Raw genomic sequence first — 25846 nt, 5'->3', positions numbered from 1 at the left:
GTTAAGTCGATTTTGGATAATATGTGATCTTGTTAGTTTTTCTGAATAAAGAAAGCCTTCCAGGTCCCGCGCAAAGGAAATAGAGAGAAATAGCTCCATATATAAATGATAATTCAAAGGCATAATTATGGCCTTCAACCACTGCCAGAGGAAAGCCTTCAAGTCCAGTATCCAAGAGATGAAAATAAACCGCAAATGCCATTGTTGAGAATAGACCAAGAGAAGATAGCCTTGCAAAAATCCCTAAAGCCAACCCTACTGGACATACCAATTGAGTAATCGCAGCACCAAAAGTCCAAATCACAGGATCACCTGGCAAAAATGGGAAGTACTTCCCAACTACAAACTCAGCAAAACCCTGTGGATCTTGGAGTTTCTCTAAACCATGATGAATCATCAAAGCACAAAAACCGATTCTTAAAACAAAAATTGATAGTTCTCCAAGGATATTTACCTCTGACCCTGAAGATGAATTAGCAACTACAACCTCAACTTTTTGGGGAGCTTTAGTTCTATTCATACTTGCAGTTTGAACCTGATTAGTTTGTTCTTTGTCTTCCATGCTTCTTTAATTTTTTATTATTCTAGTTAATAAAGTAGATCTTTTGGAATTATCTGACTTATAAATTAAAAAAACTAAGCAAAGTTGTAGATGAAATAATAAATTCAGGAAGCAATATCAATTAATTTTTCAATAACATCTGCAACAACCTTATCAGGAGTTGATGCACCAGAAGTAATTCCAACATTAATTTTTCCACTAGGTATAAAATTATTTTTTAGTTCTAGATCTGATCCTAGTGGTTTATGCAAAATTGAATTTTCTTTAACTGATATCCTGTCAGGTGTATCTATATGAAAAGAAGCAATATTTTTAGTAATTGCTATTTCTTGCAAGTGAGTAGTATTAGAAGAATTGAAGCCTCCTATAACAACAAGAATATCAAGGTCTTCATCAACCAAAGAGAACATTGCATCTTGTCTTTCTTCAGTTGCATCACAAATAGTATTAAAAGCTAAAAAGTGACTATTCAAATTTTCTGGTCCAAATTTTTTTAACATCGTTCTTTCAAAAACCTTTCCAATTTCCTCAGTCTCGCTCTTAAGCATAGTTGTCTGATTTGCAACTCCCACTCTATCTAAATCTTTATCAGGATCAAATCCATTAGAAAAAGCTTTAGCGAATTTGTTCATAAACTCATTCCTATTACCTCGCCCCAAAATATATTCAGATACGTAGTTTGCTTCTTCTAGATCAAGTACAACTAAATATTTACCAGCGAATGAACTTGTAGCAAGGGTCTCTTCATGCTTAAATTTTCCATGAATAATAGATGTGAAAACATGTTTTTTATGTTTTTCAACTGTATGCCAAACCTTAGAAACCCATGGACAAGTTGTATCAATGATATGACAACCTTTCTCATGCAAGAGTTTCATTTCTTGAACAGTAGCTCCGAAAGCAGGGAGTATAACAACATCTCCATTAGAAACTAAAGAAAAATCTTTAATCCCATTTTTAGCTGAAATGAATTTTACATTCATTTTTCTCAAATGATCATTAACCGAGGGATTATGAATTATTTCGTTTGTTATCCAAATATTCTCATTTGGATAATGTCTTCTAGTTTCATAAGCCATTGCTACAGCTCTTTCGACTCCCCAACAGAAACCGAAGGCTTGGGCCAACTTAATATTTAGTCTGCCTTTAGTGTAAGTAAAACCATTATCCCTAATAGAACTTATCAAATCACTTTGGTAAGCTTCTTCTAATGCTTGAGCTCTTTTTGTTGGAGAATCGAAACCCCTTCTATTGTATCTATCAGAATGATGAAGAGATCTTCTAAAAGCTTGAGTATCCATTTTTATATACTACAACGTTTTAAATAATTTTTCGAAAAAAAAAAGAAACCTGACATAAGTCAGGTTTCTTAAATCAATTTTCAGTTAGATTATTTAGCAGATGCAAAGTCTGGATATGCTTCCATTCCATGCTCTCCAATATCTAAGCCTTGAGTCTCTTCCTCTTCAGAAACTCGGATTCCTCCGAATAATCCTCCGATTACAGACCAGGCAATCCAGCAAGTAACTAGTGTCCAAATAGCATAAGCTGCGGCACCAAGAGCTTGAACTAGAAGAAGGGTAATACCTCCGCCATTGAACAATCCCATACCTGCTCCATCACCTTGTACAGCTGTACCCCAAAGACCGATAACTACAGTACCCCATACACCACAAACTCCGTGAACAGAGAATGCACCTACAGGATCATCGATCTCAGCGGCATCAAGTGCTGCAACAGAAAATACAACGATTATTCCTCCCACTAGTCCTGCGAACCAGGCTCCAGCAAGAGTCATATCACCACAACCAGCAGTGATACTAACCAAACCAGCAAGGATTCCGTTAATTATCATTGTAAGATCAGGCTTACCAGAAGTTAATGTTGAAACAATAGTTGCACCAATAGCTCCAGCTGCTGCTGCCAAAGTAGTTGTTACAGCAACATATGGAACCCATTGATCCATAGCAAGTTGAGAACCGGGGTTAAATCCGTACCAACCTATCCATAGGACTAATGCACCTAAAGTAGCTATAGCCATATTGTGTCCTGGCATAGCCTGTGGTTTCCCATCAGAGTATTTGCCAATTCTTGGTCCAAGAAGCATAGCTCCTACAAGACCTGCCCATGCTCCAACTGAGTGAACAATTGAAGAACCAGCAAAATCAACAAAACCTAATGAATCGAGCCAACCACCATTCCATTTCCAGCTACCAGCAATTGGATATATAAATGCAGTTAATACAACAGCAAAAACAACAAATTCTCCAAATTTAACTCTTTCAGCAACAAGACCGGAAACGATAGTTGCTGCAGTTCCTGCAAAAGCAGACTGGAACAAGAAATCAACAGTTGGGACTAATCCAGCATCAGTTACCATATCTGCAGTAACTGTTGGATCAAAAAATAAGCCGCCAAAATAAAGCCAGCCGTCAGCAACACTTCCTCCGTACATTAATGAATAGCCGATAAACCAATAAGAAGTTACAGCTAGAGCAAATACAAAGAGGTTTTTAGCAAGAATGTTAACAGCGTTCTTAGAACGGCACATACCTGCCTCAACCATAGCGAAACCGGCGTTCATGAAGATCACTAGAATAGTAGCGATCAAAAGCCATAGATTGTTAGCAAGAAAAGCTGCATTCAACTCAGGTAAATCAGCTGCGTGAGCTGAAAGATTAAAAATACCTAAACCAAACAAAGCTAGGGGAACAGTTGCAAGCCACAACATAGAGCGGTTTGAACTAAATCCTCGAATACTCCTCAAAAGGAGCATAGGTCCATTCACAAGACTTGCATCTTGAAGTTTGGACCTAGAGCGCCTTTGAGGCGTTTGCAAAGCAGTGGTCATAAAAAAAAATTAGATCTGCAAAAAAACAGTTTGTGCTGTTTCCTTTCAAATTTAAATTTATTCAAAAAACTTATCCGTGTCTAGTAGTTGTTTATACCATTTTTATAGTTGCACCTTAAAAAATTATTTGTTAAATTTAAAAATTATTTTTTTTGGATTTCAAAATATCAAGTTTTTTGGCTATTTTAAAGGTTTAATTCCATTCCATGATACATGGTCTTTATGAAATTCAAAGGAACATGGGATAGTTATCATTCCTGCACCAAGAGAATCTCTAAAAAGACTGCCGTATAAGGGATCTGCATCATCTCCAGGAGCAAAAAAACAAGCGTCTTTTCTCGTCATACAAAGTACTAAAACACTTTTACTTTTAGGAATTAATTCCTTTAATTCAATGAGATGTTTTTGGCCTCTTTTCGTGACTGTATCTGGGAATAGAGCTACATTTTCTTTAATCCAAGTCGTATTTTTAACCTCTATGTAAATGTTACGTTTATCAGGATTTGAAGATTTTGGGGTTAAAAAAAAGTCAATTCTGCTTTTTTTATCTTTTCCATAAGGAACTTCAGATTTAATTGTCTCTATTTCACCTATTATTTCTATTAGCAGATTTTTCTCTATAACCTTTTTGATTAACTTGTTTGCAAATAGAGTATTGATACCTACCCAAACCTCCTCATTTTTTGCATTAGAAACACATACCTGTTCCCAAGTAAAAGGTAATTTTCTTTTTGGAGAAGTGGAAAGACTTATTCTTACTTTTGCTCCCTCACTCAAAAGTCCCTTCATTGGGCCAGTGTTAGCGCAATGAGCAGTTACTACCTCTCCACTCTCTAATTCAATATCTGCGAGAAACCTTTTATACCTCTTAATTAAAACCCCTTCAATTAATGGATCAAAATCAATTATCCGATCATTCATAAATATGTCGTTAGTTTGAAATCAAATATAATTGAAACTTAAACTTGTTGAAAAATTTAGACGAATCCAAATGCATTCATTTTTAAAAAATAATGTTTTTTCAATTTCGTTTGGAACTAGTCTAAGTAAATTAGCTGGATGTTTAAGACAAATACTTATAGCTGCTGCTTTTGGGGTTGGTATAACATACGACGCGTTTAATTATGCATATATAATTCCTGGTTTTTTGCTAATAATCATTGGGGGCATTAATGGTCCATTGCATAACGCAGTCGTTGCAGTTTTAACTCCGCTTAACAAAAAAAATGGAGGGATTGTTTTAACTCAAGTAAGCATAAAACTTTCAATATTATTATTAATTTTAGCCATATTGATTTACTCGAATTCCAGTTTATTAATTGATTTATTGGCCCCGAATTTAAGTTACGAAGCTAAATCTATTGCCACTTACCAATTACAAATACTTACACCTTGCATCCCCTTATCCGGCTTCATAGGTTTAAGCTTTGGCGCCTTAAATTCCCAAAGAAAATTCTTTTTATCAAGTATAAGTCCAGCAATAACAAGCGTAACTATTATTTTTTTTATTTTATTTAGTTGGATTTTCAACCAAGAAAATACATCTTCTAATTTCTTTACTTATACGGGATTACTGGCATTTGCAACTTTGACAGGAACTTTAATTCAGTTTGTTGTTCAAATTTCGGAAATAAATAAAATTGGTCTCTTGAGATTAAGGCCAACCTCCAATTTATTTAAAAATGAAGAGAGGCGTATTTTTAAACTAATTATTCCAGCATCTATCTCATCAGGTCTAAGTCAAATTAATGTTTTCATCGATATGTTTTTTGCTTCAAGTTTTCAAGGAGCGGCATCTGGACTAGCTTACGGAAACTTTCTTATACAAGCCCCCTTAGGCGTATTATCTAACTCTTTGATTTTGCCATTACTTCCAAAATTCTCTAAATTGAGAAGTAATAAAGACGATAGAGGTCTCCAAAAAGAATTGATATCAGGAATAGAGTACTGTTTCTTGACAGCTATTTTTTTAACCGGATTTTTCATAACATTCAATAATCAAATCGTACAATTAGTTTTTCAAAGAGGATCTTTTGATTATTCAGCAGCTTTAAAAGTAAAAAATATATTAATTGCTTATGCAGTTGGAATACCTTTTTATCTTTATAGAGATTTATTAATAAGAACTTACTATTCAATAGAGAAAACTAACTTCCCTTTTAAGTCTTCATGTGCAGGGATAATATTAAACATTTTTTTTGATTGGTTTTTAATTGGTGCCCCAATTAAGAATTTTGGGAATCTTTCTCCATATAATTTTGGAGTTGTGGGAATAATTTTATCTTCAGTAATAGTCAACCTTATAGTCTGTATTTTGCTTTCTTTTAATCTGGGAAATGAAGATATCCATTTACCTAACTTGGATTTATTGAGGAAAATTAGCCTCATGTCATTAGCAGCATTTATAGACAGCACACTTTGTTTTACTATTCTCCAAACTACGAATAACTTCAATTCAAATTTTGCAGAATTTTTATATTTAATATTTGGAACTCTAACTTTTTTTGTGATTTATTTTTTACTTACAAAATTCTTGAAAGTAAATAAATTTAAAGTTTCAAAAAAAGAGATTTAGTTTTTAAAAAAACTTTCCAAAATCTCTTCTAATTCTAGAATTTGTGAATTAGTGATTAAATTAATCAGTGGAATACTATTAACACCATCCCCTACTTTTACATTTATTGCTTTCAGACTTAATTTTGCAGCCTCCAATGGGCCTTGATCTTTATTGCTGATACATTCAATAGCAAGATGCCTAGCTAGTCCAGCATCTCCAAGATACAAATTCCACTTTTCGATTTTTATAAAAATTTTTTCGGAAATAACATTTTCCAGATCACTTATACTTATCTGAGAGTCCATAAATAGAAATTTATTTAAGTTGATTGTTTTGAAGTATCTTTAGGTTTTTTTATAATTACGAAAAGTAAATGGGAGGCCAAAAGAACTGACCAGACAATTGCAAAATTATTAAAATAGCTGATTTCATATTTAATCTCTTTTAAAAGCCACGTGCCACTTACAATCGCAGTAAATATCATGCAGTGAATAACAAAATTTACTATTCGAGAAAAATGTTTATAGATAGGATCTTCTGAGTTACCATTTCCGTACCACTTTATAGGCATATTAATAATTAGATTGTTAATAATAGATATTTTACCTGAAATCTAGTTGACTAAGAGACCCTGAAACAGAGATATTACATAATTATGCGCCTGTAGCTCAGTGGATTAGAGCACCTGACTACGGATCAGGGTGTCGGGAGTTCGAATCTCTCCAGGCGCGTTTAAAATTCTGAAATATTCTTTTTATATTTTTCTAAAAAATATCGTCTATATTATGGGTATTACTTATCAAATTCAATGAATATCCTTCAAAATCTTAAAGAAAGTGATCCAGTAATATCGAATTTTATTAACTCTGAAAAAAATAGGCAGGAAACTCATCTTGAGTTAATCGCAAGCGAAAATTTCGCATCAATTGCCGTTATGCAGGCTCAAGGTTCCGTACTTACAAATAAATACGCCGAGGGATTACCCCAAAAAAGATATTACGGGGGGTGTGAATTTGTTGATGAAATCGAAGAATTAGCTATTCAGAGAGCCAAAAAATTATTTAATGCAAATTGGGCTAATGTTCAACCCCATAGTGGAGCGCAGGCAAATGCTGCTGTTTTCCTAAGTCTACTTAAACCTGGCGACACAATCATGGGGATGGATTTATCTCATGGTGGACACCTAACTCATGGGTCTCCAGTAAATATGAGTGGTAAATGGTTCAATGCAGTTCACTATGGTGTAAATAAAGAAACTAGTGAATTAGATTTTGATGAAATAAGAGAGATAGCACTTGAAACAAAACCAAAATTAATCATATGTGGATATTCTGCATATCCAAGAACAATCGATTTTGAGTCATTTAGAAATATTGCAGATGAAGTTGGTGCATTCTTAATGGCTGATATTGCACACATCGCCGGTCTTGTAGCAAGTAAACTTCACCCAAATCCAATACCATATTGTGATGTAGTAACAACAACTACTCATAAAACATTAAGAGGGCCTAGAGGGGGACTTATCTTGTGTAAAGATGCAGAATTTGGAAAAAAATTTGATAAATCTGTTTTCCCTGGAACTCAGGGTGGGCCCCTCGAACATATAATTGCAGCTAAAGCAGTTGCATTTGGAGAAGCCTTGCAGCCAGATTTCGTTAATTATTCCCAACAAGTAATAAAAAATGCAAAAGTTCTGGCTTCAACTTTAATAAATAGAGGTATTGATATCGTTAGTGGAGGCACTGATAACCATATTGTTTTACTCGATTTAAGAAGTATCAATATGACTGGTAAGATTGCTGACTTACTTGTTAGTGAAGTGAATATCACTGCAAATAAAAATACTGTTCCATTTGACCCTGAATCACCTTTTGTAACCAGCGGACTAAGGTTGGGAACTGCTGCTTTAACTACTAGAGGCTTTAATGAAGATGCTTTTGCTGAAGTTGGCGAAATTATTGCTGATAGATTACTTAACCCAGACGATTCACTGATTGAAAGTCAATGTAAAGAAAGAGTATTAATCTTATGTAATCGTTTTCCTCTTTATGAAGGCAAACTGGAAGCTTCAATTAAATGAGTCCTAACTCCAAGGGAGTTGAAATTCTTTCTATTGGAACAGAGCTACTCTTAGGAAATATTATCAATACAAATGCTCAATGGATTTCTGAACAGTTATCTCAATTGGGCTTAAATCACTTTAGGCAATCAACTGTCGGTGATAATTGTGATCGAATTATAAAAGTAATTCAAGAAATATCGAAAAGAAGTAATCTTCTAATTACAACTGGTGGCTTGGGACCCACCCCAGATGACTTAACTATTGAAGCAATAGCCAAATCTTTTAATGTATCTCTTTTTGAAAGACCGCTCTTATGGGATGAAATTAAACAAAAACTTTCAAACTCAAAGCTCAAGGACGATTCCTCCAGCTTAAGGAAACAATGTTTCTTCCCAGAAAATGCTCAAATTATTAATAACCCTAGGGGCACTGCCCCAGGAATGATTTGGGAACCAGTAAAAGATTTTACTATCCTTACTTTCCCAGGAGTACCCAGTGAAATGAAAACTATGTGGGAAGAGACAGCGTATAATTTCATTAAAACCAAATTCTCAAATAATTATTCCTTTTTTTCAAATACTCTTAAATTTGCGGGTATTGGAGAATCAAGCGTTGCTGAAAAAATTAATGATCTATTAAATCTTAAAAACCCTACCGTTGCTCCATATGCAAACTTAGGAGAGGTTAAACTAAGAATCACCGCGCGAGCTAAGAACGACCTAGAAGCAAAAAATATAATTAAACCTATTAAAGAAAAATTAAAAAAAGATTTTTCAAAATTTATTTTTGGAGAGGATAACGATACTCTTCCTAGCGTTTTAATAAAAGAATTAACCAAGAGGAACGAAACTATTGTTTTTGCTGAATCCTGCACCGGAGGCCTTCTATCTTCATCACTAACCTCAATATCAGGCTCATCTCAAGTTTTTCAAGGTAGTATTGTTTCCTATAGTAATGAACTAAAAAATTCATTATTAAATATTTCTAAAGAAAAACTTACAAAATATGGAGCTGTTTCTGAAGAAGTTTGTGAGACCATGGCAATTAATGTAAAAGAGAAATTAGGAGCAGATTGGGCAATAGCAATTAGTGGAATAGCTGGTCCTAACGGAGGCAGTCAAGATAAACCGGTTGGACTTGTCTATATTTCCATTTCAGGACCGAATAATCATATAACTAATATAAAAAAACTATTTAACTCAACACGAAATCGAATAGAAATTCAAAGACTAAGTGTAAATGTGTGTTTGAACAGCCTCCGATTAATCCTATTATCGAATAGTAAGTAACTATTTTTACAAATTGAGTCAAGATACCCTATTTGATAAAGTTTGGGATTTACATAAGGTTTCGAGTCTTCCTGGAGGATCTGATCAATTATTTATTGGTCTTCACCTTATCCATGAAGTGACGAGTCCTCAAGCATTTGGTGCTTTAAAGGACAAAAAATTAAAAGTAAAATTCCCTGATAGAACTGTTGCTACTGTTGATCATATTGTACCAACAGATAATCAGAGCAGGCCTTTCAAAGATAATCTCGCTGAACAGATGATTGAAACACTTGAGAAGAATTGCTTAGAACATCAAATAAGATTTTTTAATATTGGTAGTGGTAATCAAGGAATAGTTCATGTAGTAGCACCTGAATTAGGCCTAACTCAGCCAGGAATGACAATCGCTTGCGGAGATTCTCATACTTCAACTCATGGAGCTTTTGGGTCAATTGCTTTTGGTATAGGTACAAGTCAAGTAAGAGATGTTCTTGCCACCCAAACCTTAGCCATGAACAAATTGAAAGTGAGGCAGATTTGGTGTGACAATAAATTATCTAAGGGTGTTTATGCTAAGGATTTAGTCCTTCATATAATTAATAAACTCGGTGTAAAGGCAGGAGTAGGTTTTGCATATGAATTCGCAGGACCTGCGATATATGAATTATCAATGGAAGAAAGGATGACGATATGTAATATGTCTATTGAAGGAGGAGCAAGATGCGGCTACATCAACCCTGATGAAAAGACCTTTAGTTACATTAAAAATAAATTATATGCTCCAAAAAATGAGCATTGGGATAGAGCGCTTAGATGGTGGGAATCATTAAAAAGCGATGAAAATTCAATTTATGATGACGTAATTAAATTAGATGCTTCTAAGGTAGAACCAACTGTAACCTGGGGGATTACTCCCGGCCAAAGTATAAGCATTAATCAAAAAATCCCTCTTTTAGATGAATTATCCCCAAATGATAAATTAGTTGCAGAAGAGGCTTATGAATATATGAGTTTCAAGCCTGGACAATTAATAAAAGATACTCCTGTAGACGTTTGTTTTATAGGTAGTTGCACAAATGGAAGAATCAGTGACTTAAGAGTTGCAGCTAAAGTATTAAAAGGCAAAAAAGTATCCAAGAATGTCAAAGCATTTGCAGTTCCAGGTTCAGAAAAAGTAGCCACTAAAGCAAAACAAGAAGGTCTTGATCAGATATTTAAGGATTCTGGATTTCAATGGAGAGAGCCTGGCTGCTCAATGTGTTTAGCAATGAATTCAGATAAGCTAATAGGTAATCAAGTTAGTGCTAGTTCTAGTAATAGAAATTTCAAGGGTCGGCAAGGATCTCCCAGTGGAAGAACACTGCTAATGAGTCCAGCAATGGTTGCTGCTGCTGCAATTAATGGCAAAGTCAGTGACGTTAGAGAATTTATAAACTGATGAAATCAGACTTCACCCCGCCAATTGGAAAAATTTCAAATATTAACGGGCAATGTATCTCATTGATTGGAAATGACATTGATACAGATCGAATAATTCCAGCGCGTTTTTTGAAGTGTGTTAACTTTGATTCATTGGGTGAATCTGTTTTTGAGGACGATAGAAAAACTTTTAAAGGAAATCATCCTTTTGATCTAGAGGAATACAAAAATGCCTCAATACTAGTTGTTAATAGCAATTTTGGATGTGGTTCCAGCAGAGAACATGCCCCCCAAGCGCTTATGAGATGGGGTATAAAAGCAATCCTAGGCGAGAGTTTCGCCGACATTTTTTACAGTAACTGTATTGCGATAGGAATTCCATGTTTTACGCTACCTAAAAAATCCATAGAAGAAATACAAAACTATTGCAATAATCAATCTTTACTTTTAGAAATTGATCTTAAAAATTCATTAGCAAAATCAAAAGACTTAAATTTCAATCTTGAGATCAAAGAGAGCTCAAGAAAAATGTTTTTATCAGGAGAATGGGATGCTACTTCAACACTACTTGATAATAAAAATTTAATAGAAAATAAATTTAACCAATTACCCTATATAAAATTTAATACTAATTTTTTATAGCTATTTAAATCCATAGAGACTAAAAGAAATACCTCCTGCTTGATTAAGTGGCTTATAAAAAATACCAAATTCAAAAGATCTTTTTTTCCAATTTACCGATATTGTAGAATCTATAAATTCTCCATAATCTTCAGAACCATTATCTAAGTTTAATGTTCCACTACTTTTAAGAAGAATTGGTCCAAAGAGTTGTTGATCAAAACCAATATCTATAGTAAATTTGTCAGCAATTTGATCAAATTTAAAAATACTATCTCCGTTATTCAATTTATAAAAAGGGAAAATACTTATTCGTGTATAGTCAAAGACTTTAGATTTGAAATTGCCTAAAATCAGTTCAGGACCTAAACCGTAACCAAAATATTCTTGATGTTTTCCATCATCATAAAAAGAATATAATACTGTCAGTCTTGTATTGAAACTTAGTCCTTGTTTAATTGGCTCATATACATATTTATAGGAACTATCAATAATTTTATTTCTAGATTTATCAACGCTTAATGGAATTTTTTGACCTAGGGAGTAGAACAAATTCCCTTTGAAACTATCAACCAAGTTTTTGCTATTTAACGCCTCTCCTTTTAAATATGCTAGACCAAGAGATAAAACTTCAGTATTGGTAATTCCATTCACTTCCCAAGTATGCTTTTTTTCTAATTTTGAACCATATCCTGTATAAATTTCAGCTTCCCCTAATGAACCATTCCATACTCGATCTCTATAAACTCCGTAAAAACTTTTGTCCCATTTAGCATTAAAGAGATTAATTTCTCTGTTCAAAATAGATTTAAATCTAATTGCATCAGAGAATTTATTAAAATCAAAGGTATTTATTTGATTTTTGATTTCCAAATTCCAATTATTAACTTTCCCTCCTATTTGAGATTCAAACCCAAAATAATCAGCAAATTCGACATCTCTTTTTACTTTTTCTCCAGTTATTAAATCACCTTTACCTACAAAACTTTTTGTATTTCCATTTACTGAACGTTGAAATAAAAATTGTGGTTCTAAATCAATAATAAAATTATCATCTAAATTTATAGAACTAAGTTTTCTTCCAATAAACAATCCATCTTTATCTAATTTGTCATAACCAATTGTCCAACTACTTTTTGAATCAATTTCTTGTTCAGAGTTAGTTAGGGCTCTATTACCAAGCCAAAATGGGATTGAGACATTTTTATCTAAAACTAGATAATTTAAAGAAGATCTAAATCTTAGTTGATCTCTTGAAGCATAAGCTTCCAAAGAATTAATCTCTATTTTTACTTGTTTAAATTCAAGGATATCATTAGAAAATATTGCTTTATTACTTTTCCATTTATTTCCATCAATACTGATTCTTTCTGTAGAAAAAATCCAATTATGAACCTTATCAGGAGTATTCAAAACCTCCTTTTTTTTTAATTTTAGTAAGTTATGAATCTTTTGAATATCTGAATTATCAAAATTTCCTGAAATGTCAGTTAGGAATACTTCAGAATTTATGGAGCCGTTTACATCTGATAAATACCCTTTCCCATTTTTAAGATTGTACTCTAATTTAGACATCTTAAATATTTGCTCACCAAAAATCAAAGTTATATTTCCTTCAGCAGTAATATTTTTATTTGACTTATCGTAAATTAAATTATCTGCTTTTAAAAGTTTACCTTTGTATGAAACAGATACATTCCCTTTTGCATTAATAACATTATTTTGGTCAGATTGTTTATCAGATTGAATAATTAACTCTTCTTTCTTATTATTTAAGTCTGCTATAAATGATTTTGATTTTTCCTTTAAAAATTTTTCTTCATAAAGAGTAGAATCAAAATTATTATGATCGGTACTTTTTAAATAATTGTATGAATTTTTGTTATTAAGTATTTTTGAAGAATAAATGTGAGAAGATTTATATCTTTCGTTATTTTTGATTTGATGAAAGTAAGAAGCTTTTGATTGATCTATGAAATTGATAAACAAGAAAGAAAAAAATAAAAATTTTTTTGATATTCCTGAATTCAATTTAAATTAATAAGTTGATTAATCTTGTGGACTTTCTAAATCTTTTCTATTTGGTGTTCTAGTAGGATCACTTGCTAAAAATCCAAAAAGAAAGATTCCAACAAAGAAAAAGACGATAGTGTAAACGGAAATTTTTAAGGCAAGCATAGATTTCGAGTGCTGACTGATTTATATCCTATTAAATTTATATTTAATTTATGGTAAAAGGTTTACTTTTTGTATTTTTGGAAAATTTTGAAATACTTCAAGAGAAATTAATCATCGTGATCATCCCATGGGTCTGTAAGTTTTGCAGCTTTAGGTCCAAATGCAGTCCAAAGACCAAAACCAGTTAAAGCTAAGAGTATTGCCAGGATTGTTACTGCTATGGAAACTGCAGGATCTGGAGCAGATGATAAAGTTTGCATCAATTTTGATAAGTTTGTAAACAATTTATGTATAAGTTCTTATACAATAGCGAAATAATATTCGATTTTGTGATTTCAACATGGGTCAAAAAACAGCATTAGGAAGTCTTTTAAAAGCTATTGGCAATTCAGGCCAAGGTAAAGTTGTACCCGGGTGGGGAGCAGTACCTGTTATGACAGTCATAGGTCTATTACTTTTGGTCTTCTTAGTCATTCTTTTACAGATTTATAACCAATCCCTTCTACTACAAGGATTCTCAGTCGATTGGAATGGAAACTAAAGTTTTGAAATTATCTCAAAGAGTTAACTAAGTTATTTCTATATTATTTAATAACTTTTCATGCTTTCTTTTTAGCTTATATTTTTTGTTTATCTATAATTCTCAATGAAAAGAGATTTAGAAATACATCATGAATGAAATATATTTAATTGGGTTGGGAAATCCGGGGAAAAAATACTCCAAAAGTAGACATAATATTGGTTTCTTACTACTTGAAAATCTTTCTGAAAAATATAGTTCACATTTTTTATTCAAGGATAAACTTAAGAGTTATTTCTCTGAATTTAAAATCAATGATTCAACTTATAGGTTATTTTTACCAAATACTTTCATGAATAATAGTGGTGACGCTGTCCGAGCAATAGTTGATTGGTACAAAATAAATTTGAATCAGATCTATATAATAGTCGATGATAAAGATCTTCCTCTTGGAAAAATAAGATTTAGAAAAAAAGGGAGCTCAGGTGGACATAATGGTCTTAAAAGTATCATTGAACAATTGCAAACTCAAAACTTTAACAGGATAAGAATTGGTATTGGGTCTCCTCCATTAATAAAAGGAACAAATAGTTTCAATACAATTTCTCATGTATTAGGCAATATTTCTTTAGAAGAAAAATCAATATTGGATAAAGTATATAAGAAGGTTATAGAGTCCCTCGAACAAATAAATACTAAAAAGGAAGAATATATTATCAGTGAATTAAATTCTTTTGATAAAAACCAAATTTAACAAATGCGGGCGAAACCAGAAACAATAGCAAATTTAAGTGTTAAGGAATATTGCTTCACAAAAAAGCAAATCAAGGGAGTTGTTGAAGCTAGTCAATTTAAATGGACTTTTACATGGTTTTTTAATAAAGGCACATTGTTAGTAAACCCCCCTTTAGGAAGAGCATTAATTGAGGATGCTTTATTAAGATTTTTATTAAAAAAAGATTATGAACTAGAAGCGGGTAACGAATATAAATTTACTATTTCAGCCAAGTTTTAAAATCTATATTTTGATCAAAACTAAACTTCATTTCACAATAATCTTCTAAAATTATCAAAGCTGACAATGCATCAAGATTTTTATTAAGAATAAATACCTCCCTAGGAATTAAGAACCTAAAACCGCTAATTGGAAAAAGTTCGAAATATCTTGCTTTGGCTCTATAAGAAGTATTTTTTTCTTCAAAATATATTATTTCTTTTTCCAAAAAACCCAGTTTTTGTTTAATCTGTCTGCTGGTTGTGCCATTACCAATGATAATTTTTGATATGTCTTCAAAGGTATTTAAATTCCTTACATAATCTTCAAGTAATTCACTTTTAAGAACTACGGCTTTATAAACTTTTTTTTCACTTTTATCGGCTAAAACTAAACCACATTTAAATTTCCCAGGATCTATTGATAATAATTTAAACATACAAGATCATAATTTTAAAACATTCAACTCGACTATAATTGAGTCAGCAGTCTTACTATCTTTTAAAGAAACTACCTCTAATTTATATTTATTGCCTTGATTAATCTTTAAAGAATCTTTAATTTTTTTAATAAAGTCTCCTCTAGTAGTAATTTCGTTAACAATAGATCCTCTTAATTTAATTTTGTCTCTTGTTTTTCTCAATAAAGTTTTAATTGTTAAATTTATATTTTTATAATCAAGATCTTTTTTCTCAATAATTTCGCTAGTAAGAACTTCTCCTTTTCTTACAATAATTTTATTTAGGAGTAATTTTGGGTACACAAAGACAAAATTATCTCCTTTCAAAACATTCGTTGCTGATTTAATCAATATGATCCAATCCTCTCCTTTTGAGGTGACTTCTTCAATTTCAGAGATATCACTTGTTCTCCACAAAAGGATATTTTTTATTTCAGTTTTACTAGGGATTACAATTTTTCTTACATATCTATCTGCGCTATTGTAAATCTTTCCTAGATCTAATTTTATATCTGGATTAGATTCTACCTTGGCAATAAATAAAGTTTGGCCTCTTTTAAAAACTACATTGCCACTTCTAAATTCTTTAATATCACTTTTTAATTTATTTAATTCCTTTTCTTTATTAATAATCTTATTTTCAAGCTTTTTTCTTTCTTCTTTGAGAGGAATCAGAGCTTTTTTACTTTCATCTAAAGTTTGTTGTAAAAAAGGAATATCGACAAAAAGTCTTTGCCTAAATTCTTCACTAACCAAAAGTAGTAATCCTATAGATATAGAACTAATAAAACCTCCAGTAAGTATCGTTACAATTGTTGCTGTTTTCTTGGGTCTTAATTTTAAGATACTAAATCTTGCTTTACCAATCTTTGTACCAAGTAGATCCCCAAATGGTGCAATTAATCCTCCGAGTAATATCAAAAAAACAATTAAAACCCAAGCCACGCTTTTTCATATATTGATTACATCATAATCAATGATGAATCAATTAAATCTTTTTGCAAGAGCTATTGGGTCAAATACCGTAATTTTTTTTCTTTCAATAGTGAGGAGTCCCGAATCCTTTAAATCGCCTAATAATCTTGTAATAGTTACTCTTGTTGAGCCAATTGCTTCAGCAATAGCTTGATGTGAAAGTCTCAAATCGATTGTAATGCCTTTTTCACTTGCAACTCCAAAATCTCTACAAAGAACCATCAAAAAACTTACCAAACGTGAAGACATATCTCTATGAGTAAGAGTTTCTATCATTGTTTCCGTTTGCAGAATCCTACTTGAAAGGCCCTGTAATAATAATAATCCAACTGATGCATCTTCCTCTATTGCTCTTAAAACAGAATTAGCAGGTGCCGTTATCATTTCAACTCTTGTAAAAGCAATGGCATGATAGAAACGATCAGATCTATGGCCTGTTAGAAGAGATAAAACGCCAAAAAGGCTGTTCTCTCTTAGAAGCGCAACAGTTATCTCTTCACCTGACTCATAAACTCTTGACAGCCTTACTGCTCCTCTTCTTATTAAGTAAACTCTCTCAGCAGGATCGCCAGGAAAAAATATTGTTTTAGATCTCTCAACCATTTCTGTGCTCGCGCCCTCTAGACCTTTAATTACTTCCATTAAAGTTCTATTAATTGGGAAACGTTCTCCAACAGAGTTAATTTTACCTTGTCCAGACTGTTGCGAACTAAAACGGCTGATTCCGCGAGAAGGAGGTACCATAAATATATTAACTATTAAAAAATTTAAGAAGGCACCTTAAAATATCTTGTATCAACTGTAACACTTTTCGATTTTTTTTAATTTCTCTATTTACTTCTTTCCGTTATTTTCAAGCTTCAATGGTCTTTTTTAAGTAAAATTACACTATATGCAGCGTGATGGAATTCAAATTATACTGCATGTAGAAAAGAAATCTAAAATAATGGTAATCAGCTCATCTAACAATTATTCCAAAAGAAATCTTGATGTTTTAGAAATAAGTAACGTTAACAAAAAAAACGTAAAACGATTTACACAAAACGGGCAAATACAAATCTATCAGTCTCCACATAGAGGAAGTTATTCCTCTATCATCAGTGACTCGCTAAGAAATGCTGCTTTTGGTAGGAAAGTACTTTTAGTACAGTTTATGAAAGGAGGAGAAAACCAAGGGATTGCTAATTCAGTAAAGCTTTGTGGAAATTTAACTTGGGTAAGATCATCACATTCCTTTGATCAATATAATTCTGAAGAAATTGAAAATAATAAAAATTTAAAAAAATCTATTCATGAATCAATTTTCGAATTATGGAATTTTTGCAAAAAAGAGTTACTTTCTGGTGAAAATGATCAAATCATCCTTGATGAAATTTCTCTTGCTATTGAAATGAAGATTATCGATAAGGATGATTTGATTTCAACACTTGAAAACCGATTTATATCAGGAGATGTAATCCTAACAGGAACAAGTATGCCTAACGATCTAATATTAATGGCTAACCAAATTACAGAACTACGCTCTTAAAACAATGCTAAAAAATGATCTCTGGATAAATCAAAAAGCAGCAGAAGGAATGATAAATCCTTTCCAATCTAATTTGGTAAGACACCTGGAGCCTAATAATCAACAAAAACCAGTTTTGAGTTACGGATGTTCCTCTTATGGCTATGATTTAAGACTTTCTTCAAAAGAATTTCTAATTTTTAGACATATTCCTGGCACGGTTATGAATCCCAAAAAATTTAATCCCAATAATCTTGAAAAAACTGTCCTTCATCATGATGATGATGGAGATTTTTTTATTCTTCCTGCCCACTCTTATGGTTTAGGTGTAGCTTTAGAAAAAATGAAGGTACCAGAAAACATAACTGTAATTTGCATAGGTAAAAGTACATACGCAAGACTGGGAATTATAGTTAATACAACACCTGCCGAGGCCGGATGGGAAGGGCACCTAACTTTAGAGTTTAGTAATAGTTCAGGCGCTGATTGCAGGATTTATGCTAACGAAGGTATCTGCCAACTACTCTTTTTTGAAGGTGATCCTTGCTCAACAACTTATGAAGATAGAAAAGGTAAATACCAAAACCAACCAGAGAAAGTAACTTTAGCAAAGATCTAGAATGAGTAAAGTTGAACTAATTTCACTAACTCCTGATGCAGAAAAAACAATGGCTTACATTGCAAGAGTTAGCAATCCTAATAATCAAAAAAATGAAGATTATTCAAAATTATTGAGCTACTGTATTAAAAATGAGCATTGGAGTGTCTTTGAGCAGTCATTTATGACTCTACAAATTGAAACTAACAGAGGAATTGCGGCTCAAATTTTAAGACATAGATCATTTACTTTTCAGGAATTCTCACAGAGGTATGCCGATAGTTCTCAACTAGGGAATATTCCTTTACCAGAGTTAAGAAGACAAGATTTTAAAAATAGACAAAATTCTATTCCTGACCTTCCTGATGATTTAAAAAAAAGATTTAATGAAAAAATTGCTTCACATTTCAAAGCAGCTTCAGAATTATATGAAGATCTACTTGCTGAAGGAATAGCTAAAGAATGTGCGAGATTTGTTTTGCCATTAGCAACTCCAACGAGAATTTACATGTCTGGATCATGCAGATCTTGGATACATTACATACATCTAAGATCAGCTCATGGTACACAAAAAGAACACAAGTCTATTGCCCAAAATTGCAAATCTATTTTCAAAGAAAGTTTTCCAATTGTGGCAAAATCTCTTGATTGGTAAAAATTAGCTATGACTCCGAGGGTTAATTTCTATATTTTTATTTTCTTTGATTGCTGAAAATTCAAGATTAACAATTTCCTTTTGAGATTCCTGATTTTTTCCTAAAAGATCAATGGATTGTTTTATTTTTAATTCTTCTTGTTTACCAATAAAAGTAGATTTTAAATTACCTTTTCTATCAAAAAGATTAACTTGAGGAATCCCATTTACATCATATTTTCGGATATAGTTTTCCCATTTTTTGTTATCTACATTTAAAAAAACAAAATTAATATCTTTGTCGTATTCCTTTTTTAAAGCAGATACTTGTGGAGCCATTTCTTTACAAACTTCGCACCACTCGGCATAAAATTCAATAAACGTAGGCCTATTATTTTTAAAAGCTATTTCAGGATCAACTGATAATTCTCCAAAACTCTTAAGAAGGTAAGTAGATTGAAAAAATAGGCCCCTGAATACAATCAAAAAGAAAAAAACAATCGCAACAAGGGAAAAAAGTATCGCCTTTGTTTGTTTATTTAAAAGTGAATCCCCAACCTCAGATTCCATTATGAATACTTATTAAGTTTATTTATTTTAAATGAGTTAAACAAATATAGAGAATTTAAATGTTTTACCTTTTAACTAACTGATAAAATAATAACTGATTAATATGAAAAATTTTTTAATTCCTGAAATCTAATTATGCAATCAATCTTTGGAACTGATGGAATAAGAGGAAAATTTAATGAAGATATAACTTATTCTCTAGCCTATAAAGTTGGATATGCTCTAGGCTCGAATTTAGATAATAATAATCCAATATTAATTGGAAGAGATACCAGGGTTAGTGGAGATATTTTGCTTCAAGGATTAACAAAAGGTATAAATGAAAGTGGTAAAAATTTTATAAATCTTGGAATCTGCCCTACCCCAGCCATACCTTTTTTAATCAAACAAGAAAAACTCGGAAGTGGGTTAATGATATCTGCCAGTCATAATCCGCCCGAATATAATGGCATAAAAATTTTTGACCATTATGGTCAAAAAATTACTAAAAGTTTTGAAAATAAAATTCAAACATTTATTGCAAAGTCAAATCAAAATATATCAGTTGATAAAAAAGAAATCTGTTTAAAAACAAATACAGAGCTAATGGATATTTATATGCAAAGCCTTATTGAAACTATGGGTGGAGAAAATCTAAGCGGTATGAAAATAATATTAGATACATGCCATGGATCAGCTACGATTTGCGCAAAAAAAATTTTTCAGAGTATTGGGGCTGACGTAAGAGTTATCAATAACTCTAAAGATGGCTTAAAAATTAATATGAATTGTGGTTCTACGAACCTCAAACCATTAAAAGAAGCATTAAGAGAAACTCCTGCAGATATGGGATTTAGCTTTGATGGGGATGCCGATAGAGTAATTGGGGTAGATTCTAAAGGCAATGTATTAGATGGAGATCATATCCTTTTTCTTTGGGGAAGAGAACTTATGGAACAAAAAATTCTTACAAAGAATTTACTAATATCCACTCAAATGGCAAATTTAGGCCTTGAAAAGGCTTGGAAGAAGATTGGCGGAAATTTATATAGAACTGATGTAGGAGATAAATTCGTGCATAAAGCAATTAAGGAAAAAGGCGCTGTTTTAGGAGGTGAACAATCAGGTCATATACTTTCAAAAATAAATAATTTTTCTGGAGATGGAATTTTGACTGCTCTTCAAATTTGTAAGTACTGTAAAAAGAAAAATATTACCTTACATGATTGGCTTAAAAGTAGTTTCGAGCCTTTTCCCCAGAAACTAACTAATATTAATTTAGATTTTAATATTCAAAAAATTAACCCAAAAACAAAACGTTTAATTGATCAAACCATAGAAAATTTGCAGGCAACCTACTCTGATAATTGTAGAATTTATATAAGACCTAGCGGCACTGAACCCCTAATGCGAGTCCTAGTAGAAGCTAAAAATGAGAAGATAGTTCATTTTTTATCAAGTGAGATAACGAACAAACTCAGTTTGGCAATTGATAAAATTCAAAATTAATTTTTATTCAAATTTTCATATAAATATTCTCAAAAATATCAAGTTCATTAAGAAAAACATATTTTTCTCTATTAGTTTGAACTTGATTGGGATTATAACTTTCTGAATAATTAAATTCCTCCTTATCTATTTTTCTAAAATTAAAATTACTTGATATGGTTGAATTCATATATTCGAATAAATCCTTTACATCAGTTTTAATAAAAATAAGTGACCCTGTTTGCATTGAATTTGAAAGAATATCAATAAACTCTGGCTGAATTACACGCCTTTTATAATGTCTTTTCTTGAACCATGGATCAGGAAAATTAAAGGAAATGCTTTTTATTTTATTGATAATATTTTTACTTTGAAAATCATTCAATATATTAAAAGCATTTCCAAATACAAAATGTAAATTCTTAATATTTCTCTCTCTCGCTTTACATTTAGCAGTTTTAACCAATTTCTCACGGATCTCAATTCCTAAATAATTCCAATTAGAATTGTCTAAAGCTAGATCGAACAAAAATTCACCAGAAGCACAACCTATATCTAAATGAAGATTTAATTTAGAATCATCAAAAATTTCAATCAAAGAGGGGATTCTCTCAATTTCATCAAAATTTTTACTCAGAGGATTAACATGCTGTCTCATGAATTTATCAAGCTAAATCTAGGCAATATACAAAAATGCGTAATATTCATAACTATGACAATAATAAGTTAAGTAGTGACAGTTTGATGTTTAATAATTATGTATTAAAAAGAAAAAGTTTTGAACGTCCTTAATCAACTTTCTGTTTGGCTATCTTTTCAACTTTCATTCATTTTCCTTATTGGTATTCCTATTACATTATCATTTTGGTCAATAAAAAAAGGACATAAAGCTGTTAATAAGCTTCTTTCTATATATTGGAAAATATCCCTTTTATTTTTTATAAGCCTTTTACTTCTTGTAGGTAAGTACAATTATGCGCTGGTTGTTACAAACATTTCAACATTATTAATCACAATCTCAGTTTGGTTTTGGAACGATATTAATGACGAGTTAAAAGAATATGATTTGTCCTACACCCTTGTGACAACAACAAAAGTATGGAGATGGTCTCTAACTTTTATATCTCTCAATTTCTTAATTCAAAGTTTACACAACTTAAAATGCTTTTCTTTTATTAATTCAGCTGCGTGTGAAATTTGGCTTCAGCCTTCTTCAAATTTCTTGATGATCATCAAAAATCTATTTAATTTTTTCTTTGGGGCCAACTTTACTCAACCCTTAGCAAAATTTTTAGGATTATTTTCATTATTAATTTATATTTTAGGCTTGATTCAATGGTCAATAATTAAATTACCTAAAAATGGAAGAAACTCCTGTTTCTCCGAAAATGGAAGAAATTGATCTAATTAATCGTCTTGAAAGAATAAGCTCTGGGATACCTAACAGGATCCTTAAACTAGAGGGTTATATTATTAAAAAAAATCACAAAGAAGAATTAGAAATAATTATTTTTAGAGGTTTCAGTAGCTCTACTACTCATCCAATTGAAATGGATTTAGAAAAAAAAGTTATAGAATTTGATTATACACTTACTAATTTTAAACTTTATGAGTCACCCTTAATAGAAAGCGAAGATAACTTTATCAGAGAAAATCAAGACTCGTTTTTCTTCTTAAATCAAAAAAACTGGTTTTAATTAAATTCAAGATTAATAATGCTCGAACATCTCTGACATAAATTTGTATTTTGAATACCATTAAAAGTTTCTTTTTCATAATGCCAACATCTATCACATTTCTTACCTTTTGCTTTAAGAATTTGAATTTTTCCGAATTCATTTTTATCAGTAATTAGAGAATTCTCGACCAAATTTGATACAACTTCAAACTTTGAAACGATAAGCCAATCTCTAAATAAATCTACATCTTCATTACCAAATTTTTTTAGCCAAGTGAGGGAATCTTTTACCACTTTATCCTCAGGCAAATAATGCACTTCTGTTTCCAAAGCCGCGCCAACTATTTGTTTGTTTCTGCATCCTTCTATAGCTTTATTAATTTCAACTCTCAAATTTCGCAAATTTGTAATGTGCGCATTAAGATTTTCATTTTTCCATGAATGCGAAAAAGTTGGCCATCCCCTCTCAAAAACTGATTTTTCTTTAATTTGATATGGAATATTTTGCCAAATATCTTCAGCCATATGACAAAGAACTGGGGAAATAAGAACAGCTAAATTTTCAACAACTTGAGACATGACAAACTGACATGATCTTCTCCTAAATTGAGATTTAGAACTAACGTATAACCTATCCTTTGCAATATCCAAATAGAAATTTGATAAATCTACAACACAAAAACTTTGTAAAATTTGAAAAAATTTTGAAAATTCATAATTTTCATAAGCATTTGATATTTGTTCTGTAACCTCAAATAATCTGCCTAACATCCATTGATCTAATAACGGCAATTGATTAATTTCAAAACTTTCAATATTAGGATCATAATCATGGATATTCCCCAAAAGATATCTTGCTGTATTACGAACTTTTCTATAAACGTCTGATAGCTGTTTCAGTATATTTGAACCAATTGGAACATCTACTGAATAATCTACCGAGCTTACCCATAGCCTTAGAACATCAGCACCATAAGCAGGTTCAGTTTTTTTATTATTACCTCCATCAATAATGATATTTGGATCAACAACGTTACCTAAAGATTTACTCATTTTTCTCCCATTTTCATCAAGTGCAAAACCATGGGTTAAAACTTTTTTATATGGTGGTTTGTTATTAACAGCTACAGATGTAAGCAAAGAAGATTGGAACCAACCTCTATGTTGATCTGAACCTTCTAAATAAAGATCAGCCGGATACTTCAACTCACTTCTTTGTTCACATACTGCGGCCCAACTAGATCCAGAATCGAACCAAACGTCCATTGTATCTTGACCTTTTTCCCATAGAGCAGATTCTTTTACATATTTTTCTGGTAATAAGCTCTTAACTTCCCAGTCCCACCAAATATCTGCTCCGTGTTCACTAAAAAGTTTTTGAATATGATTAATTATCTCGCTGTTAAGGAGAATTTCTTTACCATTTTTTTTATAAAAAACTGGAATAGGTACCCCCCACGATCTTTGTCTAGAAATACACCAATCTCCTCTACCAACCACCATAGAATAAATTCTTTTCTTGCCTGTTGCTGGCATCCATTCAACATCTTCTATTGCCTTTAATGCGGAAGATCTAAAACCTTCTACAGATGCAAACCATTGTTCTGTTGCTCTAAAAATAGTAGGTTTTTTGGTTCTCCAATCATAAGGATATCTATGCTTATAATTTTCTATTAATAGAAGAGATTTTTTTTGATTTAAATATTCAATAATTAAGTCATTTGCGTTTTTAAGAACATTAGAACCTTTGAATTGTCCTGAATATTCATTTAAATTTCCTTTTTCATCAACAACACAGGTTGTAGGTAGATCGTATTTTTGTCCAACATTAAAGTCATCTAAACCATGGCCAGGAGCGGTATGCACAACTCCAGTCCCAGCTTCTGTAGTAATATAATCTCCCCCCATTACAATTCTGCAATTTTTTTTCTTAGTAGGATGTTGGTATTCAATATTTTCTAATTTAAAGCCTTTAACCTCCGAAAGTATATTGAAATCTTTATTAAATTTCTTACTAATTTCAGATAATAATTCTTTTGCAAAAAGGTATATTCTTTTTTCTTCATCACAAGCAAAGACATAATTTATTTTTGGATTTACTGCAACTGCTTCATTTGCGGGTATGGTCCATGGGGTAGTAGTCCAAATGGTTATAAAAGAATTATTTAGAAAAAAATCCTTTTTGATATTGGGATTTTGTTGACAAATTTGTAAAAGGATTTCATCAGATACTTTTATAATTTTTAATGAAACATAAATACTTTTCGAATAATGTTCTTCAGGATATTCTAGTTCTGCTTCAGCTAATGCTGTCCTCGAACTTGGACTCCAGTGCACAGGTTTAAGACCCCGATATATATATCCATTTAAAAACATCTTCCCAAATACTCCAATCTGAGCAGATTCATAACTTTTCTTAAGAGTTAAGTAAGGGTTATCCCAATTTCCCCATATGCCCCACCTTTTGAAACCCTCCATTTGATTATTAATTTGAATATATGCATATTCTGTTGCCTTTTTTCTTAGATTTAAGGTGTTAAGATTCTTTCTTTCATCTGACTTCAAATTCTGAAGTACTTTTAATTCAATAGGCAAACCATGGCAGTCCCAGCCTGGAACATAGTGAACTTTATAACCTTTCAATGTTTTGTACTTATTTATAATATCTTTTAAAACTTTGTTAAGAGCATGACCCATGTGAAGTGCTCCATTTGCATAAGGTGGGCCATCATGTAATGTAAATGTTTTTCCTGTGTTTTTTGAACCTAATTCGAAATCAATATTATTTTCCGCCCAAAATTTCTGAATCTCAGGCTCTCTTAAAGCTGAATTAGCACGCATTGAAAAATCAGTTTTAAGTAAATTTAAAGTCTCTTTGTAAGAAAAGTCTGATTTTTGTTCTTTGTTATTTTGAGATTTCAT

29 protein-coding genes and 1 tRNA gene are annotated in these 25846 nt (G+C 31.7%); 15 read left to right on the top strand and 15 right to left on the bottom strand.

Annotation, left to right across the window (positions count from 1 at the left end):
* Position 1 precedes the first annotated feature (1 nt).
* The 4 genes from JJ844_05050 to sfsA form a co-directional block, all read right to left on the bottom strand.
* Positions 2-562 carry a DoxX family protein gene (locus tag JJ844_05050; protein MBO6975045.1) on the bottom strand — a complete coding sequence of 187 codons (561 nt, stop codon included), beginning with the start codon at positions 560-562 and terminating at the stop codon, positions 2-4.
* A 104-nt stretch (positions 563-666) separates the two neighbouring features.
* Positions 667-1863 carry a 4-hydroxy-3-methylbut-2-enyl diphosphate reductase gene (locus JJ844_05045; GenBank protein ID MBO6975044.1) on the bottom strand — a complete coding sequence of 399 codons (1197 nt, stop codon included), beginning with the start codon at positions 1861-1863 and terminating at the stop codon, positions 667-669.
* Positions 1864-1952: 89 nt separating this feature from the next.
* Complete coding sequence (gene amt, locus JJ844_05040; GenBank protein MBO6975043.1) at positions 1953-3413, bottom strand: ammonium transporter; 1461 nt, start codon at positions 3411-3413, stop codon at positions 1953-1955.
* A gap of 180 nt (positions 3414-3593) precedes the next feature.
* The gene (gene sfsA / locus JJ844_05035) at positions 3594-4334 is read right to left on the bottom strand and encodes a DNA/RNA nuclease SfsA (protein ID MBO6975042.1); all 741 of its coding nucleotides are present in this window, start codon (positions 4332-4334) and stop codon (positions 3594-3596) included.
* Positions 4335-4404: 70 nt separating this feature from the next.
* On the opposite strand from sfsA, the gene murJ reads away from it, so the two are divergent.
* On the top strand, positions 4405-5988 hold the full coding sequence (murJ, locus tag JJ844_05030; GenBank protein ID MBO6975041.1) for a murein biosynthesis integral membrane protein MurJ: 1584 nt from the start codon (positions 4405-4407) through the stop codon (positions 5986-5988).
* Here murJ and JJ844_05025 read toward each other — a convergent pair.
* Together JJ844_05025 and JJ844_05020 are read right to left on the bottom strand one after the other, a co-directional pair.
* Entirely contained in the window at positions 5985-6275 is a 291-nt protein-coding gene (locus JJ844_05025; GenBank protein MBO6975040.1) for a DUF3181 family protein, read from the bottom strand. The genes murJ and JJ844_05025 overlap by 4 nt on opposite strands.
* A 14-nt stretch (positions 6276-6289) precedes the next feature.
* Positions 6290-6541: a hypothetical protein gene (locus JJ844_05020; GenBank protein ID MBO6975039.1), complete on the bottom strand. Its 252-nt coding sequence runs from the start codon at positions 6539-6541 to the stop codon at positions 6290-6292.
* A gap of 86 nt (positions 6542-6627) precedes the next feature.
* Here JJ844_05020 and JJ844_05015 point away from each other — a divergent pair.
* The 5 genes from JJ844_05015 to leuD all read left to right on the top strand — a co-directional run bounded on the left by JJ844_05015 (position 6628) and on the right by leuD (position 11364).
* Positions 6628-6701, top strand: a tRNA-Arg gene (locus JJ844_05015).
* Positions 6702-6778: 77 nt separating this feature from the next.
* Positions 6779-8050, top strand: a complete 1272-nt coding sequence (locus JJ844_05010; protein MBO6975038.1) for a serine hydroxymethyltransferase — start codon at positions 6779-6781, stop codon at positions 8048-8050.
* Positions 8047-9321 carry a competence/damage-inducible protein A gene (locus JJ844_05005; GenBank protein MBO6975037.1) on the top strand — a complete coding sequence of 425 codons (1275 nt, stop codon included), beginning with the start codon at positions 8047-8049 and terminating at the stop codon, positions 9319-9321. The genes JJ844_05010 and JJ844_05005 overlap by 4 nt, the downstream gene beginning before the upstream one ends.
* Positions 9322-9334: 13 nt before the next feature.
* Positions 9335-10741 carry a 3-isopropylmalate dehydratase large subunit gene (gene leuC / locus JJ844_05000; GenBank protein ID MBO6975036.1) on the top strand — a complete coding sequence of 469 codons (1407 nt, stop codon included), beginning with the start codon at positions 9335-9337 and terminating at the stop codon, positions 10739-10741.
* Entirely contained in the window at positions 10741-11364 is a 624-nt protein-coding gene (gene leuD / locus JJ844_04995; GenBank protein MBO6975035.1) for a 3-isopropylmalate dehydratase small subunit, read from the top strand. The genes leuC and leuD overlap by 1 nt, the downstream gene beginning before the upstream one ends.
* Here the strand turns inward: leuD and JJ844_04990 are convergent, their stop codons facing one another.
* From JJ844_04990 to psbN, 3 genes are all read right to left on the bottom strand, one after another.
* Complete coding sequence (locus tag JJ844_04990; GenBank protein ID MBO6975034.1) at positions 11365-13374, bottom strand: DUF3769 domain-containing protein; 2010 nt, start codon at positions 13372-13374, stop codon at positions 11365-11367.
* Between the two features lie 18 nt (positions 13375-13392).
* Positions 13393-13521: a photosystem II reaction center protein I gene (locus JJ844_04985; GenBank protein ID MBO6975033.1), complete on the bottom strand. Its 129-nt coding sequence runs from the start codon at positions 13519-13521 to the stop codon at positions 13393-13395.
* A gap of 107 nt (positions 13522-13628) precedes the next feature.
* Positions 13629-13781, bottom strand: a complete 153-nt coding sequence (psbN, locus tag JJ844_04980) for a photosystem II reaction center protein PsbN (protein MBO6975032.1) — start codon at positions 13779-13781, stop codon at positions 13629-13631.
* 80 nt (positions 13782-13861) lie between these two features.
* On the opposite strand from psbN, the gene psbH reads away from it, so the two are divergent.
* The 3 genes from psbH to JJ844_04965 all read left to right on the top strand — a co-directional run bounded on the left by psbH (position 13862) and on the right by JJ844_04965 (position 15056).
* Positions 13862-14062: a photosystem II reaction center protein PsbH gene (gene psbH / locus JJ844_04975; GenBank protein MBO6975031.1), complete on the top strand. Its 201-nt coding sequence runs from the start codon at positions 13862-13864 to the stop codon at positions 14060-14062.
* A gap of 130 nt (positions 14063-14192) precedes the next feature.
* Positions 14193-14795 carry an aminoacyl-tRNA hydrolase gene (locus tag JJ844_04970; GenBank protein ID MBO6975030.1) on the top strand — a complete coding sequence of 201 codons (603 nt, stop codon included), beginning with the start codon at positions 14193-14195 and terminating at the stop codon, positions 14793-14795.
* A 3-nt stretch (positions 14796-14798) separates the two neighbouring features.
* Complete coding sequence (locus tag JJ844_04965; GenBank protein MBO6975029.1) at positions 14799-15056, top strand: DUF3146 family protein; 258 nt, start codon at positions 14799-14801, stop codon at positions 15054-15056.
* Here the strand turns inward: JJ844_04965 and JJ844_04960 are convergent.
* Genes JJ844_04960 through ntcA form a run of 3 tightly spaced genes read right to left on the bottom strand, consistent with a single transcriptional unit; the run spans position 15037 to position 17214 of the window.
* Positions 15037-15474: a hypothetical protein gene (locus JJ844_04960; GenBank protein MBO6975028.1), complete on the bottom strand. Its 438-nt coding sequence runs from the start codon at positions 15472-15474 to the stop codon at positions 15037-15039. The genes JJ844_04965 and JJ844_04960 overlap by 20 nt on opposite strands.
* Positions 15475-15480: 6 nt before the next feature.
* Positions 15481-16440 carry a DUF3084 domain-containing protein gene (locus tag JJ844_04955; GenBank protein MBO6975027.1) on the bottom strand — a complete coding sequence of 320 codons (960 nt, stop codon included), beginning with the start codon at positions 16438-16440 and terminating at the stop codon, positions 15481-15483.
* Positions 16441-16479: 39 nt separating this feature from the next.
* A complete protein-coding gene (gene ntcA / locus JJ844_04950; protein MBO6975026.1) occupies positions 16480-17214 on the bottom strand; it encodes a global nitrogen regulator NtcA in 735 nt (244 codons plus the stop codon).
* A gap of 202 nt (positions 17215-17416) precedes the next feature.
* On the opposite strand from ntcA, the gene JJ844_04945 reads away from it, so the two are divergent.
* Genes JJ844_04945 through JJ844_04935 form a run of 3 tightly spaced genes read left to right on the top strand, consistent with a single transcriptional unit; the run spans position 17417 to position 19230 of the window.
* On the top strand, positions 17417-17998 hold the full coding sequence (locus tag JJ844_04945) for a cob(I)yrinic acid a,c-diamide adenosyltransferase (protein ID MBO6975025.1): 582 nt from the start codon (positions 17417-17419) through the stop codon (positions 17996-17998).
* Between the two features lie 4 nt (positions 17999-18002).
* A complete protein-coding gene (locus JJ844_04940) occupies positions 18003-18596 on the top strand; it encodes a dCTP deaminase (GenBank protein MBO6975024.1) in 594 nt (197 codons plus the stop codon).
* Between the two features lies 1 nt (position 18597).
* The gene (locus tag JJ844_04935; GenBank protein ID MBO6975023.1) at positions 18598-19230 is read left to right on the top strand and encodes an FAD-dependent thymidylate synthase; all 633 of its coding nucleotides are present in this window, start codon (positions 18598-18600) and stop codon (positions 19228-19230) included.
* 3 nt (positions 19231-19233) lie between these two features.
* Here JJ844_04935 and JJ844_04930 read toward each other — a convergent pair whose 3' ends face one another.
* Positions 19234-19779: a thioredoxin fold domain-containing protein gene (locus JJ844_04930; GenBank protein MBO6975022.1), complete on the bottom strand. Its 546-nt coding sequence runs from the start codon at positions 19777-19779 to the stop codon at positions 19234-19236.
* Between the two features lie 135 nt (positions 19780-19914).
* Between JJ844_04930 and glmM the strand changes: the two genes are divergently transcribed.
* Positions 19915-21267, top strand: a complete 1353-nt coding sequence (gene glmM / locus JJ844_04925; protein ID MBO6975021.1) for a phosphoglucosamine mutase — start codon at positions 19915-19917, stop codon at positions 21265-21267.
* Positions 21268-21274: 7 nt separating this feature from the next.
* Here the strand turns inward: glmM and trmB are convergent, their stop codons facing one another.
* Positions 21275-21904 (bottom strand): tRNA (guanosine(46)-N7)-methyltransferase TrmB, encoded by a 630-nt coding sequence (trmB, locus tag JJ844_04920; protein MBO6975020.1) that lies wholly within the window; start codon positions 21902-21904, stop codon positions 21275-21277.
* A 120-nt stretch (positions 21905-22024) separates the two neighbouring features.
* Between trmB and JJ844_04915 the strand changes: the two genes are divergently transcribed.
* Both JJ844_04915 and JJ844_04910 read left to right on the top strand, forming a co-directional pair.
* Positions 22025-22648, top strand: coding sequence for a DUF3177 family protein (locus JJ844_04915; GenBank protein ID MBO6975019.1), 624 nt, complete (start codon positions 22025-22027; stop codon positions 22646-22648).
* Entirely contained in the window at positions 22608-22943 is a 336-nt protein-coding gene (locus JJ844_04910) for a hypothetical protein (GenBank protein MBO6975018.1), read from the top strand. Before JJ844_04915 ends, JJ844_04910 begins: the two co-directional genes overlap by 41 nt.
* Here JJ844_04910 and ileS read toward each other — a convergent pair.
* On the bottom strand, positions 22940-25846 hold the full coding sequence (gene ileS, locus JJ844_04905; protein ID MBO6975017.1) for an isoleucine--tRNA ligase: 2907 nt from the start codon (positions 25844-25846) through the stop codon (positions 22940-22942). The two genes, JJ844_04910 and ileS, sit on opposite strands and share 4 nt — an antisense overlap.

It is taken from the genome of Prochlorococcus marinus CUG1435 (assembly GCA_017644375.1).
Classification (GTDB): Bacteria; Cyanobacteriota; Cyanobacteriia; order PCC-6307; family Cyanobiaceae; genus Prochlorococcus_A; species Prochlorococcus_A marinus_AH.
The sequence above is the reverse complement of the archived record's forward strand: the minus strand, read 5'-3'. Positions and strand labels throughout refer to the sequence as shown.

Coding starts and splice junctions, on each gene's coding strand:
- JJ844_05050 (MBO6975045.1), bottom strand. CDS start 562: ATGGAAGACAAAGAACAAACTAATCAGGTTCAAACTGCAAGTATGAAT.
- JJ844_05045 (MBO6975044.1), bottom strand. CDS start 1,863: ATGGATACTCAAGCTTTTAGAAGATCTCTTCATCATTCTGATAGATAC.
- amt (MBO6975043.1), bottom strand. CDS start 3,413: ATGACCACTGCTTTGCAAACGCCTCAAAGGCGCTCTAGGTCCAAACTT.
- sfsA (MBO6975042.1), bottom strand. CDS start 4,334: ATGAATGATCGGATAATTGATTTTGATCCATTAATTGAAGGGGTTTTA.
- murJ (MBO6975041.1), top strand. CDS start 4,405: ATGCATTCATTTTTAAAAAATAATGTTTTTTCAATTTCGTTTGGAACT.
- JJ844_05025 (MBO6975040.1), bottom strand. CDS start 6,275: ATGGACTCTCAGATAAGTATAAGTGATCTGGAAAATGTTATTTCCGAA.
- JJ844_05020 (MBO6975039.1), bottom strand. CDS start 6,541: ATGCCTATAAAGTGGTACGGAAATGGTAACTCAGAAGATCCTATCTAT.
- JJ844_05010 (MBO6975038.1), top strand. CDS start 6,779: ATGAATATCCTTCAAAATCTTAAAGAAAGTGATCCAGTAATATCGAAT.
- JJ844_05005 (MBO6975037.1), top strand. CDS start 8,047: ATGAGTCCTAACTCCAAGGGAGTTGAAATTCTTTCTATTGGAACAGAG.
- leuD (MBO6975035.1), top strand. CDS start 10,741: ATGAAATCAGACTTCACCCCGCCAATTGGAAAAATTTCAAATATTAAC.
- JJ844_04985 (MBO6975033.1), bottom strand. CDS start 13,521: ATGCTTGCCTTAAAAATTTCCGTTTACACTATCGTCTTTTTCTTTGTT.
- psbN (MBO6975032.1), bottom strand. CDS start 13,781: ATGCAAACTTTATCATCTGCTCCAGATCCTGCAGTTTCCATAGCAGTA.
- psbH (MBO6975031.1), top strand. CDS start 13,862: ATGGGTCAAAAAACAGCATTAGGAAGTCTTTTAAAAGCTATTGGCAAT.
- JJ844_04970 (MBO6975030.1), top strand. CDS start 14,193: ATGAATGAAATATATTTAATTGGGTTGGGAAATCCGGGGAAAAAATAC.
- JJ844_04965 (MBO6975029.1), top strand. CDS start 14,799: ATGCGGGCGAAACCAGAAACAATAGCAAATTTAAGTGTTAAGGAATAT.
- JJ844_04960 (MBO6975028.1), bottom strand. CDS start 15,474: ATGTTTAAATTATTATCAATAGATCCTGGGAAATTTAAATGTGGTTTA.
- ntcA (MBO6975026.1), bottom strand. CDS start 17,214: ATGGTACCTCCTTCTCGCGGAATCAGCCGTTTTAGTTCGCAACAGTCT.
- JJ844_04945 (MBO6975025.1), top strand. CDS start 17,417: ATGGTAATCAGCTCATCTAACAATTATTCCAAAAGAAATCTTGATGTT.
- JJ844_04940 (MBO6975024.1), top strand. CDS start 18,003: ATGCTAAAAAATGATCTCTGGATAAATCAAAAAGCAGCAGAAGGAATG.
- JJ844_04935 (MBO6975023.1), top strand. CDS start 18,598: ATGAGTAAAGTTGAACTAATTTCACTAACTCCTGATGCAGAAAAAACA.
- JJ844_04930 (MBO6975022.1), bottom strand. CDS start 19,779: ATGGAATCTGAGGTTGGGGATTCACTTTTAAATAAACAAACAAAGGCG.
- glmM (MBO6975021.1), top strand. CDS start 19,915: ATGCAATCAATCTTTGGAACTGATGGAATAAGAGGAAAATTTAATGAA.
- trmB (MBO6975020.1), bottom strand. CDS start 21,904: ATGAGACAGCATGTTAATCCTCTGAGTAAAAATTTTGATGAAATTGAG.
- JJ844_04910 (MBO6975018.1), top strand. CDS start 22,608: ATGGAAGAAACTCCTGTTTCTCCGAAAATGGAAGAAATTGATCTAATT.
- ileS (MBO6975017.1), bottom strand. CDS start 25,846: ATGAAATCTCAAAATAACAAAGAACAAAAATCAGACTTTTCTTACAAA.